Source organism: Sphingobium abikonense NBRC 16140, assembly GCF_001598335.1.
GTDB lineage: Bacteria > Pseudomonadota > Alphaproteobacteria > Sphingomonadales > Sphingomonadaceae > Sphingobium > Sphingobium abikonense.
Genome location: NZ_BCYT01000004.1, coordinates 173,224 through 187,009 on the forward strand (window position 1 = coordinate 173,224; position 13,786 = coordinate 187,009).

12 protein-coding genes and 2 tRNA genes are annotated in these 13,786 nt (G+C 65.3%); 5 read left to right on the plus strand and 9 right to left on the minus strand.

Annotation, left to right across the window (positions count from 1 at the left end):
• Positions 1–6: 6 nt before the first annotated feature.
• Positions 7–948, plus strand: a complete 942-nt coding sequence (gcvA, locus tag SAB01S_RS06415; protein WP_062732256.1) for a transcriptional regulator GcvA — start codon at positions 7–9, stop codon at positions 946–948.
• Here gcvA and SAB01S_RS06420 read toward each other — a convergent pair.
• Positions 908–1,903: an SPOR domain-containing protein gene (locus tag SAB01S_RS06420; RefSeq protein ID WP_083951195.1), complete on the minus strand. Its 996-nt coding sequence runs from the start codon at positions 1,901–1,903 to the stop codon at positions 908–910. The two genes, gcvA and SAB01S_RS06420, sit on opposite strands and share 41 nt — an antisense overlap.
• A gap of 170 nt (positions 1,904–2,073) precedes the next feature.
• Here SAB01S_RS06420 and SAB01S_RS06425 point away from each other — a divergent pair, with 170 nt between their 5' ends.
• From SAB01S_RS06425 to SAB01S_RS06435, 3 genes are read left to right on the plus strand one after another with little or no spacing between them, the layout of a single operon-like run.
• Complete coding sequence (locus SAB01S_RS06425; RefSeq protein WP_062732257.1) at positions 2,074–2,790, plus strand: AAA family ATPase; 717 nt, start codon at positions 2,074–2,076, stop codon at positions 2,788–2,790.
• A gap of 15 nt (positions 2,791–2,805) precedes the next feature.
• On the plus strand, positions 2,806–3,363 hold the full coding sequence (locus tag SAB01S_RS06430; protein ID WP_062732258.1) for a hypothetical protein: 558 nt from the start codon (positions 2,806–2,808) through the stop codon (positions 3,361–3,363).
• A 4-nt stretch (positions 3,364–3,367) separates the two neighbouring features.
• Complete coding sequence (locus tag SAB01S_RS06435; protein ID WP_062732370.1) at positions 3,368–4,723, plus strand: SPOR domain-containing protein; 1,356 nt, start codon at positions 3,368–3,370, stop codon at positions 4,721–4,723.
• An 86-nt stretch (positions 4,724–4,809) separates the two neighbouring features.
• Here the strand turns inward: SAB01S_RS06435 and SAB01S_RS06440 are convergent.
• The 5 genes from SAB01S_RS06440 to moaA form a co-directional block, all read right to left on the minus strand.
• Positions 4,810–4,884 (minus strand) — tRNA-Asn (locus SAB01S_RS06440).
• A gap of 88 nt (positions 4,885–4,972) precedes the next feature.
• Positions 4,973–5,962, minus strand: coding sequence for a threonine ammonia-lyase (locus tag SAB01S_RS06445; RefSeq protein WP_062732371.1), 990 nt, complete (start codon positions 5,960–5,962; stop codon positions 4,973–4,975).
• An 82-nt stretch (positions 5,963–6,044) separates the two neighbouring features.
• Positions 6,045–6,119 (minus strand) — tRNA-Asn (locus SAB01S_RS06450).
• Between the two features lie 93 nt (positions 6,120–6,212).
• On the minus strand, positions 6,213–6,989 hold the full coding sequence (locus SAB01S_RS06455) for an NAD kinase (protein WP_062732259.1): 777 nt from the start codon (positions 6,987–6,989) through the stop codon (positions 6,213–6,215).
• The gene (moaA, locus tag SAB01S_RS06460) at positions 6,986–7,996 is read right to left on the minus strand and encodes a GTP 3',8-cyclase MoaA (RefSeq protein ID WP_062732260.1); all 1,011 of its coding nucleotides are present in this window, start codon (positions 7,994–7,996) and stop codon (positions 6,986–6,988) included. Before moaA ends, SAB01S_RS06455 begins: the two co-directional genes overlap by 4 nt.
• Positions 7,997–8,089: 93 nt before the next feature.
• Here moaA and SAB01S_RS06465 point away from each other — a divergent pair, with 93 nt between their 5' ends.
• On the plus strand, positions 8,090–10,126 hold the full coding sequence (locus SAB01S_RS06465) for a putative bifunctional diguanylate cyclase/phosphodiesterase (RefSeq protein ID WP_062732261.1): 2,037 nt from the start codon (positions 8,090–8,092) through the stop codon (positions 10,124–10,126).
• 61 nt (positions 10,127–10,187) lie between these two features.
• Here SAB01S_RS06465 and metK read toward each other — a convergent pair whose 3' ends face one another.
• Genes metK through SAB01S_RS06480 form a run of 3 tightly spaced genes read right to left on the minus strand, consistent with a single transcriptional unit; the run spans position 10,188 to position 13,651 of the window.
• The gene (metK, locus tag SAB01S_RS06470; RefSeq protein ID WP_062732262.1) at positions 10,188–11,393 is read right to left on the minus strand and encodes a methionine adenosyltransferase; all 1,206 of its coding nucleotides are present in this window, start codon (positions 11,391–11,393) and stop codon (positions 10,188–10,190) included.
• A 60-nt stretch (positions 11,394–11,453) separates the two neighbouring features.
• Complete coding sequence (lnt, locus tag SAB01S_RS06475) at positions 11,454–13,010, minus strand: apolipoprotein N-acyltransferase (RefSeq protein ID WP_062732372.1); 1,557 nt, start codon at positions 13,008–13,010, stop codon at positions 11,454–11,456.
• 5 nt (positions 13,011–13,015) lie between these two features.
• Positions 13,016–13,651 (minus strand): YqaA family protein, encoded by a 636-nt coding sequence (locus tag SAB01S_RS06480; RefSeq protein ID WP_062732263.1) that lies wholly within the window; start codon positions 13,649–13,651, stop codon positions 13,016–13,018.
• Between the last annotated feature and the right edge of the window lie 135 nt (positions 13,652–13,786).

Genomic DNA, 13,786 nt, shown 5'->3' on the forward strand with positions numbered 1-13,786 from the left:
TAGGTAATGAATGAGCCGCGCAAATGGTTGCCGCCGATGAGTGCTTTGACGGCGTTCGAGGCGGCCGTGCGCCATGGTGGCTTTTCGCGGGCGGGAGAGGATATCGGGCTGACGCAAAGCGCGGTCAGCCGTCAGATCGCGCAGCTGGAAGCGATGCTGCAAACGCCGCTGTTCGACCGGATCGGTCGCCGCGTGCGGCTGAACGAGGCCGGGCGCGCCTATGCCGACGCGCTGCTTCCTGCACTCGATCGAATCCGCCAGGCCACAGCGCGCGCAGCGGCCCGCGCGCCGCAGACCGGGCTGCGGATCGCGACATTGCCCAGCTTCGGCATGCGCTGGCTCGCGCCGCGTCTGCCCCAGCTAACAGCCCGTCATCCGGGGCTGGTGATCGACTTTGCCGCGCGCTCGCAACCCTTCGATTTTACGCATGAGGATTTCGATGCAGCTGTCCATTTCGGCGTCGCGGCGGACTGGCCGGGGGTGAAGATGGACCTGCTGTTTCGCGAAGAGGCGGTTCCCGTGTGCGCGCCGGCCTGGCTTGCCGATCATCCGCTACGAACGCCCGCGGACCTGCTCAAAGTGCCGTTGCTCAGTCAGACGTCCCGAAGAGACGCCTGGCTCCGCTGGCTGGCGGCGGCCGGCGTCGATGCCGCTACCATGTCGCCCGGTCCGACCTTCGAGCATTTTCTGATGCTGGCGCAGGCATCGGCGGCCGGGGCCGGGGTTGCGCTGATCCCGAGCTTCCTGATCCGCCCGGAACTGGAAGCGGGAACGTTGGTCATCCCTTTCGCCCGCCCGCTGTCGAGCGAGCAGGCCTATTATCTGGTCTATCCACCCGAGGCCTTGTCCCGGCCACCCGTCGCGCAGTTTCGGGACTGGATGCTGGAGCAAGCGGCGGGACGCGAGGTTACTTCTTTGTCGCGAAACAATCCGAACCCGCAGCCTTGATCCGGCCGCACAGTTTTTCCGCGTCGCCGCTGCTGGCGATCGGCCCGGCCTGGAGCCGCGTCACATTGCCGACGCGGACCAGATAGGGCTGATAGGCGGACAGGCCGCCAACCTTGGCCGTCAGCCGACCCCATAGCGCCCGCGCGCTGCCCTCTTGGCCGAACGCGCCAAGTTGGACGCGCCAGTCGCCCGCCGCGGCCGGCGCAGGGGCGGGGCGGGGCTGCGGTTTCGGCTCAGCCTTGGGCTGCGGCGTGGCAGCCGCCTGTTGAACGGGTTTTGCCTTGGCGACAGGGGCAGGCGTCGACGCTGGAATCTCTGTCGCGCGCACGGCTGACGGCGCGGGGCGGGTAGGCGCAGCAGGCGCGCTTGCCATCACGTCGCCTTTGCCCTTTTCGATGCTGACCGCCATGGCCAGGCCCTGCCTGCGCTGATCCTCTGGAATATATTTGTCCATCTGCGTCAGGCTGGTCGTCGCCTGCGTCAGGCCAGACGCCGACGCACGGCTCATCAACGCATAGGCGCGCACCCAATCCTTGGCGATCAGGTCGCCGTTGAACAGCGCCGTGCCTACAATATATTGCGCGCGCGGCTCGCCCCGCATCGCGGCGCGTTGCAGATAGGGCAGGGCATTGGTGCGGTCCCCCTGCTGGAACATCAGCAGGCCCATATTGTCTTCGGCGCGCAAATGGCCCTGCGCCGCCGCCTTGCGATACCAGTCGAGCGCTACCTTCAGGTCAGCCTGCACGCCCCGCCCAAGCTTATAGGCCTGACCCAGGTTGAACTGCGCATCGGGATCGCCAGCGTCCGCCAGCGGCCGCCATTCGTTGATTGCGCGCGCATAGTCGCCCTGCTGCCAGGCATCGACGCCCGCCTTCACATCGGCCAGCGCCGGCGCGCTGATGCCCAGCATTGCCGCCAGCGCGATGGTCCCGATCCCGTGCCTCATGATGTGCATCCGTGTCATAATCCCTGCCCATTCACTGTCGGGCGCTTGTAGCCCGAACGAGGTTAAGAGGCTGTTAGCACAAGCGAGCGTCCATTCAGACTGTCTTCGCGCGGTTAACCAAATCTTAGATGCGATCGTGGCATTTCCATCCGGAACGGGAATTTCTTCGGGGGAAGTGCGTGCGGATTCTGGCATTGGCATCGCAGAAAGGCGGTTCTGGCAAGACGACGCTGTCCGGGCATCTGGCGGTGCAGGCCCAGCGCGCGGGCGCTGGCCCAGTCGTCCTGATCGACATTGATCCACAGGGATCGCTTGCCGATTGGTGGAACGAGCGCGAGGCCGAATTTCCCGCCTTTGCCCAGACCACGGTCGCACGCCTGGCCGCGGACCTCGAAATCTTGCGCCAGCAGGGCTTCAAGCTGGCCGTCATCGACACGCCGCCTGCCATCACCATGGCGATCCAGAGCGTCATTTCCGTCGCCGAGCTGATTGTCGTGCCGACCCGACCCAGCCCGCATGACCTGCGCGCCGTGGGCGCGACGGTTGACCTGTGCGAGCGGGCGGGCAAACCGCTGATCTTTGTCGTCAATGCCGCCACGCCCAAAGCGCGGATCACGTCGGAAGCGGCCGTCGCCCTGTCACAACATGGTACGGTTGCGCCGGTGACGCTGCATCATCGCACCGATTTCGCCGCGTCGATGATCGACGGGCGCACGGTCATGGAGGTGGACCCGCGCGGGCGTTCCGCCGGAGAGGTGGAAACGCTGTGGGCCTATGTGTCCGACCGGCTGGAAAAGAATTTTCGGCGCACGGTCTTTTCCGTGCCCCATGGCAGCGTGGGCACCGTTGCCGCGCGCCCGGCCGGCGGCGGTTTTGGCCGTCGCGTGAGCCAGTAAGGGAGGCACAGGCATATGGGCGAACCCAAACCCCTCGCGTCGCTGACGTCCGGCCTGCTTGCCCGCAAGGGCGCGGCGCAGCCGGCGATGCGCCGTCCGATGCTCGGCTTTGGCCATGGTCAGGCGAATGCGTTGCAGCAGGATGATCTGGGGTGGAACGACATGGGGTTCGATGTCGAACCCGCGCCCCAGCCCATGGAGCAGCCAGTCGCGATCGGCCTCACTCCGATGGGGGCGACGCTGGATGCGCCCGTGCCGCCGGTCGTCACCGAACGCGAGGAACTGGCCGAGCGGATCAATGCCGCGCCTGAGGCGGTAAGGCCGGTGGGCAAGAAAACGGCCAAGCGCGCGGACCCGCTCCGCGCCGTGGCGCAGGGACGAAAGGCCGCCTTCACGCTGCGGCTTGACGCGGACCGGCATCTCAAACTCCGCCTCGCCAGCGCGGTGACCGGACGGTCCGCGCAGCAGATGCTGACGCAGGCGCTCGACGAATTCCTGATGACTCTGCCGGAAATCGACCGGCTGGCCGAACAGTTGCCGCACGCGCGGCGCATGATGACGAAGGGTGGATAAGATGATGAAGCGCACGACGTTCGGAAAGGCGGCGATATCCTCGCTGATCGTCGCCACCACCATGGTCGGTTGCACGGGGGCGGCGTTCCACCCTCGCGCGTCGATCTCCCAACCCAAGGGCGATGCGGCCAAGCTGGCCGCGAAAGCGACCAGGGCGCTGGATGATCGCGACGCCGGCGATGCGGTGAAAGCGGCCGAGGCTGCTGTGCAGCTGGCGCCGCAAAATGGCGATTATCGTCAATTGCTGGGCCGCGCCTATGTTCTGGCCGGGCGTTTCGCGTCGGCGGAAACGGCTTTGTCCGACGCCCTGGCTTTGGGCAGCAGCGACGCCCGCACGATCGTCAGTCTCGCGCTGGTGCAGGTGGCGCAGGGTCGCGCGGACGCCTCGCGCAGCCTGCTGGCTGGGCATGCGGACACGATCCCGGCGTCTGATTATGGCCTTGCCATGGCGATGGCGGGTGACGCGGATGGTGGCGTGCGCATCCTGTCGCAGGCAATCCACGATCCTTCGGCAACTGCGCGCACGCGGCAGAACCTGGCCTATGCCTATGCCTTGGCCGGCCGCTGGAAAGATGCGCGACTGGTCGTGGGCATGGACCTGGACCCCGCCGACGCCAACAAGCGCGTGACGGAATGGGCGCAGCTGGCCGCACCCGCGCTGGCCCCGCAGCGCGTAGCCGCGCTGATGGGCGTGACGATGGATCAGGCGGATGCCGGGCAGCCCGCAATGTTGGCGCTCGCCCCTGTCGCTCCCGCTGGGCCTGCCGCCGATCCCGTCGCCCTGGCCGCCGCCGCGCCGGAAGCTGTCGTTCAGCCGGCACCGGAGGTTGCGCCGGTCGCCTTTGCCGATGCTGCGCCTGAAACCCAGCCTGTTCCCAAGCCAATGGTGGCCGCTGCCCCGATCAGGCGCGTGGCCGCGCGTGACTTCATCGTGGAGGATCGCAATTCCGCGCCGGCGAAATCCAAGGCCGTCGTTGCGGCACAGCAAGCGGTCGCCCGGCAGCCAGCCCCGCGCGTGCAGAAGGCCGCTTTCATCAAGCCGGTATCGAACGCCAGCAATTGGGTCGTGCAACTCGGCGCCTATGACAGCGCCGCGATCGCACGGGAAAAATGGACGGCGATGGCCGGACGCAACAGCGCGCTCAGCGCCTTTCCCGTTCTCACCAGCCAGGCGAAAGTGGGCGGACGCCTCTATCATCGGTTGGCGGTGAGCGGCTTTGCCAATCGCGACGACGCGATGACCGCGTGTCGCATGATCCGTTCGCAGCGTGGTCAGTGTTTCGTGCGCGAAACCGCGCCCGGCGCCACGCCGCAGCGCTGGGCCGTATCCAGCCGGGGGCGGCAGTTCGCCGCGCGCTGATCCGAGTTCTTCCCGGCATGACGTGAAGCGCGCGGAGCCATCCCGGTTCTGCGCGTTTCTTTTTGTCGATCGATACGGGTGAAAACTGGCTCCCCGAGTAGGATTCGAACCTACGGCCATTCGATTAACAGTCGAATGCTCTACCGCTGAGCTATCGGGGAGCGGCCCGGCTTTCGCTGGGCAGGCCGCGCCTATGCAGCGGGGCGTCTCGCTTGGCAAGGGGTGGCGTGGCGAAAGTTTGCGCCCGGTTCAATCGGTTCCGCTGATGACGGCGGCAAACAGGTCCGGATCGACATTGGCGCCGGAAATGACCACGACCCGGTCGCCCGGGCAAGACGGGGCCTTGCCTGCCAGCAATGCCGCCAGTGCCACTGCGCCGCCCGGTTCCGCCACGAACTTGAGCGTCGAGAAGGCAAAGCGCATTGCGGCCCGTACCTCCGCATCGCTGACCGCCAGGCCACCCGCCAGCCATGCATGGTTGATGGGAAAGGTGAGGACGCCCGGACTGGGGGCCAAAAGGGCGTCGCAGATGGATGTTGTGTCCAGCATCGCCCGCTCCCGCACGCCGCTGGCCAGGGATCGGGCGGTGTCGTCATAGCCGTCGGGTTCGACGCTGTAGATCGCGACGTCGGGTCGCAAGGTCTTGACCGCCGTGGCGATGCCGGAGATCAGCCCGCCACCGCCGCAACATACCAGGATCTGCTCGACATTGGCGCGTGCTTGCTTTGCCTGTTCGAGTATTTCCAGCCCGACCGTGCCTTGGCCCGCCATGACGTGCGGGTCGTCAAAAGAGGGGAGGAGGGTGGCGCCGCTGTCGCGGGCGAGGCGGGTGGCGATCTCCTCCCGGCTTTCGGTCAGCCGGTCATAGGGAATAATCCGAGCGCCAAGTGCGCGGGTATTGGCGGCCTTGATCGCGGGCGCGTCGGCGGGCATGACGATCGTGGCCGGCATGCCGAGCATGCGCGCGGCGCATGCGACGCCCTGCGCATGATTGCCCGAGGACCAGGCCACGACGCCCGCGGCTCTTTCGGATGGCAACAGGCGCGCGAGGCGATTATAGGCGCCGCGGAATTTGAACGATCCGGTATGCTGCGCGCCCTCAAACTTGATGAGGACCCGACCGCCGATGCGCTCGTTGAGTATCTGATTTTCGATCAGCGGCGTGCGCACCGCGATGCCATCCAATAGCCGGGCGGCGTCCAGGACATCTGCAATCTGGATAGCGGGGGAATCGGGCATCTGACACTCCTTGTGAGGAGCGCCATAGTCCTGCCACATCATGGCTGCTAGCGGCGTATCATCGCAAATGTGGAGTGGAAAGTGGCTCCCCGAGTAGGATTCGAACCTACGGCCATTCGATTAACAGTCGAATGCTCTACCGCTGAGCTATCGGGGAGCAACCCGGCTTTCGCTGGGCAGGCCGCGCCTATAGCAGCGCCTTTCCGGCAATGGCAAGCGTCAAATTGTCGAAATATCCTGGTCGGGCGCGTCAGGCGATGAACTGTTCCGCGGCGATCCGGTCATCAAGCGTGTGTTCGGGATCGAACAGCAGGGTGAGCGGCGTCGTCCGGTCGATACGGACTTCCACCTGCGCCACATCGCGCACTTCCCGCTGGTCGGCGACGGCGCTCACCGGGCGCTTGACGGGATTGAGGACGGCAAAGCGGATTCGCGTCGCTTCCGGCAGAATCGCGCCACGCCAGCGTCGCGGGCGAAAAGGGCTGATCGGTGTCAGCGCTACCAGCGCCGATCCCAGCGGCAAAATGGGGCCATGCGCCGACAGATTATAGGCGGTCGAACCGGCCGGGGTCGCGACCAGCACCCCGTCGCACACCAGTTCGGGCAGGACGATCCGGCCATTGACTTCCACTTCCAGTTTCGCGGTCTGGCGGGTTTCGCGCAGCAGCGACACTTCATTGATGGCGGGAATAGAGAACTGCTCGCCATCGACCGTGTCCACCGTCATGCGCAGCGGATTGACCTTGAAACTCTTGGCCTTGGCAAGCCGCTGGTCGAGGCCGTCGAGCCGCCATTCGTTCATCAGGAAGCCGACAGTGCCAAGGTTCATGCCGAATATCGGCAGGATCCGCCGCGCCTCCAGCATCGCATGCAGGGTCTGTAGCATGAAGCCATCGCCGCCCAGCGCCACCACCATGTCCGCCGCCTCGATCGGGGCAAAGTCGTAAACGGCGCGCAGCCTCTCTTCTGCCGCTCGGGCCGCCGGGGTTGGAGACGCGACGAGGGCGCGCCGGATGTCGCCGCTCATCCGCCAGTCACGCTCATATGGCGACGCGTGGCGGCGGGCGTATTTGCGCCGATGCGAAAATCATGGGCGGCGGGCTTCAGGCGCAGCGCACGGTCGACAAGCGGTTGGACCGCGTCCAGACCGCCTTCGCGAAGGGCTGCCTTGAAATCGACATGATCCTCATGCCCCAGGCACATGAAAATCTTGCCTTCGCAGGTCATGCGGATGCGATTGCAATCGGCGCAGAAATTGCGGGTGAGGGGGGTGATAAGGCCCAGCCGCACGCGCATCCCCTCCACCGCATGATAACGCGATGGGCCGCCGGTGCGATGCGCAATGGGCGTGAGGGGATGAATAGCCGCGATATCGTCCACAACTTGCGTCAGCGGAAGATACTGATCGGTCCGGTCTTCCCCCGTGTCGCCAAGCGGCATGGTTTCGATGAGGCTGAGGTCGAGACCCTGACTGTCGCACCAGCGCAGCATCGGCAGGATTTCGTCGTCATTGATGCCTTTGAGCGCCACCATGTTGATCTTGACGGCAAGGCCGGCCGCGCGCGCGGCGTCCAGCCCGGCAAACACCCGGCCAACGTCGCCGCCGCGCGTCACGTCCGCAAAGCGGGCAGGATCACGACTGTCCAGGCTGACATTGACGCGGCGGACGCCGGCGTCGAAAAGGTCCTGCGCGTGAATATCCAGCCGGGTCGCGTTGGTGGTGAGCGTCAGTTCATCCAGACCTTTGCCCAGATGGCGGCCGATCCGCCGCACCAGTTCGCCAATGTCGCGCCGGACCAGTGGCTCGCCGCCCGTCAGCCGGATTTTCGTGATGCCGCGCGCGATGAAGAGATCGGCCAGGAGGGCAATCTCCTCCAGGCTCAGGACCTGATCCTTTGGCAGGAATTGCATCCGTTCGGACATGCAATAGCGGCAGCGCAAATCGCAGCGATCCGTCACCGAAATCCGCAAATAGCTGATCCGGCGACCCAAGGCGTCAACCAGTGGCGCGGATGAGGACGTGGCGATGGCCATGGGGTATAGCTAGGCGATGGCCATGGCCCGTGCAAGCGCCCCGGTTGCAGCAACGCAAACGGGTCGGTAACGCCTTGCTGATAGGACGGCGCGATGCGCGGCGTCGGGGAGATACAGATAGTGGGCGGGAACGCCGCATCGGCGACACAGCATAGTCTTTTCATCCTTTCGCTGGGCGACCGTGACGGTTTGTCGCAGGCAGCGCAGGCGATTGGGTGGCGCAGCATCGGCGCGCGCCGCGCCCGCGATGCGCCGCAGCGTTTCCTGCGAAGCGAGGCGCAGGTTGCGCTCATCGATTTGCGCCGGGCCGGGGACGTCGACGCATTGCTGGCGCCCCTAGTGCCCGCGATGGAAGCGGGCGGCGGGGCGCTGGTCGTGTTGCTCGACCGGGGCGAGGAAGCACAGGTGCCTGGCCTGCTGGCGGCAGGCGCCACGCATTTCCTGCTGGCCCCGTTCAGCCCCGATGAGCTGCGCGCGGTCCTGTTGTCGGCGCAGCGCCTGGTCGAACGGCTGGGTGGAGAGCAGGGCGCGCGCCATCGGGCGCAGCGGATTCGCCGGGGGGACGCCCTCTACTGGCAATTGGGCAGCGATGGCCTGTTGCGCCTGAGCGACGCGCTGGCGCGGCATCTGGCGCTGGATGCGCCGATGCTGGCCCCGGCCGCATTGGTGCGGCATTTGCCGCGCGCCGAGCGGGCGGGCGTGCTGACGGCGCTGCGGGCGATGGCGCGCACCGGCCGTCCGGCATCGCTGGCGCACGGATTGCCCGAGCGGCCAGGCGATCGGCTGGTTCACCATCTGCGTATGGAGGAGGGGCATCTTGCCGCCGATGTCGAATGGCTTTCCGACCAGCATGAGCGGGACAGCAGCAGCCGGGACTATCTGACCGGCTTGCGATCACGACAGGCGGCGCTTGAGTGGCTGGACCGTCGGACAGGGCTGCCGACCACGATCCTGCTGCTGTCGATCAGCAAGTTCGAGCGGATGAATGCGGCCTATGGACAGGTGGTGGGCGACGCGCTGCTAGGCCGGATCGCGCGGCGGATCGAGCGCATGGTCGATGATGTCGCGCCCGGTGCCATGGTGGCGCGGATCGCCGGAACGGAATTTCTCGTTGGCCTTGCCGGCGAACAGGGTAGCGGCGACCGGGCGACATTTCTGGCGCGCCAGCTAATCGGTGCGATCGGGCGACCGTTCAGCGCGGGCGATCACCTCATTCGCCTGATCGCGCGATGCGGTATCGCGCAAGCGCGCGGCGAGGATGATGCGACGCATCTGCTGCGGCGGGCCGGTATGGCGCTGGCCGATGCACGGCAGGCGGGCGGCGAGGGCATTCGCATCCTGGCGGCGGAAAAACAGAGTCGGCAGGTTGATCCCGACCGGCTGGAAACTGACTTGCGCCTGGCGCTGGATCGGGGCGAAATCGGCATCGTGTTCCAGCCGCAATATCCGGTAGGGTCGGAGATCATCAGCGGCGTGGAGGCGCTGGCGCGCTGGAACCACCCCCATTATGGCCCGCTGGGCGCCGGCATATTGTTCGCGACGGCCGAACGATCCGATTATATGCTGCCGCTGTCCGCCCATATCCTGGGTGAGGCGTTGCGGCAGGCGTCGGCCTGGCCGCGCGCCTTGTCCGACCTGCGGCTGTCCATCAATGTCACAGCCGCCGATATCGCTCAGCCGCAATTCATGCCCGACCTGCTCGAAACGGTCGATCGCAGCGGCTTTCCGCGGTCGCGGCTGACCGTCGAAATTACCGAAAGCGGGCTGATCCACGACGTCGATGCGGCGGCCTCGCTCTTGCGCGCGCTGCGCAAGGAAGGGCTTGCGGTCGCGATCGATGATTTTGGCACGGGCTATTCCAGTCTGGCCTATCTGAAATCCCTGCCGCTCGATTATCTGAAGATCGACAGCGGCCTGGCGCAGGACATCGCCGGCACCGCGCGGGACAGGATCATCGTGCGAGGCATCATCCACATGGCCAAGTCGCTGGGGCTCAAGGTCATTGCCGAGGGCGTGGAGACCGAGGAGCAACTGGACCTGCTGGCGCGCGAGGGGTGCGATTATTATCAGGGGTTTCTGCGATCGGCGGGCATTTCTTCAGCCGAACTGGTGGCGCTGGTGCTCGCATAAGGAAAAGGCGCAGGATTGCTCCCACGCCTTGTTCCTATCTGCCCTTCAGGCGAGCGCCCAGTTACAGAGCGGCCTTGAGCTTGTCGACCAGATCGGTCTTCTCCCAGGGAAAGAAGTCGCCTTCGGGCTTGCGGCCGAAATGACCATAAGCAGCGGTCGGCTGGTAGATGGGCTTGTTGAGGCCCAGATGGGTGCGGATGCCGCGCGGGGTCAGACCGCCCAGTTCCTTGAGCGACTTGATCGCATCCTCGATCCGGTCGTCGCCAACCGTGCCGGTGCCGTGCGTGTCAACATAGAGCGACAGCGGTTCGGCGACGCCGATCGCATAGGCAATCTGGATGGTGCAACGCTGGGCAAGGCCTGCGGCGACGACATTCTTGGCGAGATAGCGCGTGATATAGGCGGCCGAGCGGTCGACCTTGGTCGGGTCCTTGCCGCTGAAAGCGCCGCCGCCATGGGGAGACGCGCCGCCATAGGTGTCGACGATGATCTTGCGACCGGTAAGACCCGCATCGCCATCCGGCCCGCCAATTTCGAAGCTGCCGGTCGGGTTGATGTGGTAGACGGTTTCGTCCGAAAGCAGATCGGCGGGAATGACCTTTGCCACCACGCCTTTCACATAGGCCTTGAGTTCGGCTTCCTTGTCGCCTTGGTCATAGCCCTTGGCATGCTGGGTCGACACCACGACGGCGGTACAGGCGACCGGCTTGCTGCCCTCATACCGCAATGTAACCTGGCTCTTGGCGTCGGGCTCCAGAAAGGGCGCGGCCTTCGAATGGCGGTCGGCCGCCATCGTTTCCAGAATCTTGTGGCTGTAATACAGGGTGGCGGGCATCAGGTCGGGCGTATCATTGGCGGCGTAGCCGAACATGATGCCCTGATCGCCTGCGCCTTCATCCTTGTTGCCGCTGGCGTCAACGCCCTGCGCGATATGGGCGCTCTGGGCATGCAGATTATTTTCAAAGCGCAGGGTTTTCCAGTGGAAACCGTCCTGCTCATAGCCGATGCGCTTCACCGTTTCGCGCACGGTGCGTTCAATTTCTTCCTGCGCGCCGGGCGCCCATGCGCCATTTTCATAGACGCCCTTGCACCGGATTTCGCCGGCCAGAACCACAAGCTGCGTCGTCGTGAGCGTTTCGCAGGCGATGCGCGCTTCGGGGTCCTTGGACAGGAACAGGTCGACGATGGCGTCCGAAATCTGGTCGGCGACCTTGTCGGGATGGCCTTCCGATACGGATTCGGACGTGAAGAGGTAGTTTGAACGCATGGTTGCTCCAGTCTGATGCTGTGTCTGCGTATAAAGAAATCTTTATGTGCAGCGGGTGCCTTAGCGGCTGCGGCGTCCGGTTGCAACGGCGGCGGCTGCCAGCCCCAGGGCGAGCAGCGCCGGAAGGACATTGCCGAAGCGGGCAAAAGGCGTGGGCGAAAGCGCCGGCGGCAGGCCGCTATCGAGATAACCCGCGCGATTTGGGGCGATAGACCGGACGATCTGCCCGCGCGCGTCGATGATGGCCGACACGCCCGTGGGTGTCGACCGGATGATCGGCATGCCTTCTTCCAGCGCGCGCAATCGGGCCTGGGCTAGATGCTGGACCGGCCCCCAACTGCCGAACCAGGCATCATTGGATGGGTTAAATAGGAAGGCAGGTCGGTTGGCCCGGTCGATCACCTGTCCCGAAAAGATGATTTCGTAGCAAATCTGGACCCCCATCTTCAGCGATGGCCGGCCCAGGGCGGCGGGCAGGGTAAGGCTCTGCGGGCCGGGGCCGGGCCAGAAATCCGCGTCGCCGGGCACGAGGCGCGACAGGCCGATGGGTTCCAATATGTTCCGCATCGGCAGATATTCGCCATAGGGGACGAGATGCGCCTTGGAATAGCGGCCGGCAATCGTCGCCTGCGGCGTCACGATCCACACGCTGTTGTTGGCGCCGGCCAGTTTGCTCACCGGAACGCCATTCTCCTCAACCGTCTTGAAATAGACCTTGTCCCCGCCGGTCAACAGCAGGTCGCCCGGTCCCAGCAGGCCCGCGAGCCGCGCGCGCCAATCCGGTTCCATGTCGAGATAGGCGGGAATGGCGGCTTCGGGCCAGAAGATCAGGCGGGGCGCGGGGCGCGGTTCGCCCGACAAGGCGCGAAGTTTGGCGAAGTTGCGATATTCGGCCTCGACCGAATATTTTTCCTCCTGCCCGATATTGGGCTGGACCACCCGAATGCGCGGCGCGCCTGCTGGGATTGGCGGAGCAGGGGCGATCCAGCCGACAAGGGCGATGAGCGCGATCGGCGCGGCGATCACGCCCGCCAGCCGCGCCTGCCCATGAACGGCGAACATCAGCGCGCCTGCGGCCAATATCACAGGCGCGCCAAGGCCGTAGGTGCCGATTACGGTTGCCGCGATGGCCGCGCCGGTTGGCAGCAGGATGACGCCAAGCGGGTTCCAGGCAAAGCCGGTGAACAGCGTCGCGCGCAAATATTCCGTGACGATCCAGCAGGCCGCGAGGACGAAAAGTGAAGCAAGCGGGGGCAGGGCAAACCGGCGCGCAATCCACCAATTGGCCAGGACCGCCAATCCGGGGTAAACCGCGAGATAAAGCGAGAGAAGAACCACCGCGCCATAGCCGAACCAGTGCGGCATCGAGTCCTGGAACGTGAAGGCGTGCGCGATCCAGTTGAGGCCAAGGGTGAAATGCCCCACGCCAAACAGCCAGCCATGGAGGAAGGCAGCGCGGCGATCGGACGCTTTGCCGATCAGGACGATGAGCGCCGCCAGGCAGACCAGCGCTACAGGCCAGAGGTTGAGCGGTGCAAATCCAGTCGCGGACAAAAGACCCGCCAGCAGCGCTGCAACCTTTGGGTGACGGTCAAAGGCGGCCTGGACTTGGATCATGGCGATCAGCGAACCTTGTCCATGGTCGCGCCGGAACATAGGTCGCTTTTGCCTTGCGAACCCGACAGGGCCGATACCGCCAGAAAGCCGCCGACGATCAGCAGCAGGAAGGCGGCGGACAGCAGCGCCAGATATTTTTCGATGAATGCCTTGATCGGGCGGCCGAATTTCCAGAACAGGATGCCGACCAGCATGAACTGGAATCCGCGGCTCAGGATGCTGGCCCAGAGGAAGGTGAAGAGCGGCAGGCCGATGAAACCGGCGGTGATGGTGATCAGTTTGAAGGGGATGGGCGTCGCGCCCTTGATCAGGATGATCTCCGCCCCATAGTCCCGCAAATAGCAGGCCGCGACCGGGAATTTCTCCGTCAGGCCTAGAGCGCCGAGAATCTGGGTGCCGATCGTTTCGTAAAGAAAGTAACCGATCGCGTAGCCAAACAGCCCGCCCAGTACCGACGCGATGGTGCAGATAAGGCCGAACCGGATCGCCCGTTCGGGCCGGGCCAGGCACATCAGCCCAAGCAGCGGATGCGGCGGGATCGGGAAAAAGCTGGATTCCATGAAGCTGACGGCAAACAGCCAGCGTTCGGCGTGGCGGTGCGCGGCCTTGGCCAGCGTCCATTGATAGAGCCTGTTGAGCATCGCGCGCGACCTAGCGGAGAAGCCGCCGCGCTGCCAGCGCTTTCGCCGCAGGTCGCTTCGGGCACCCTTGCTCGCCACGTGCAACTTTACCTGCCGACGATTAGCCGTAAAGGTGGCAAAGGGGATCTGGCCGCG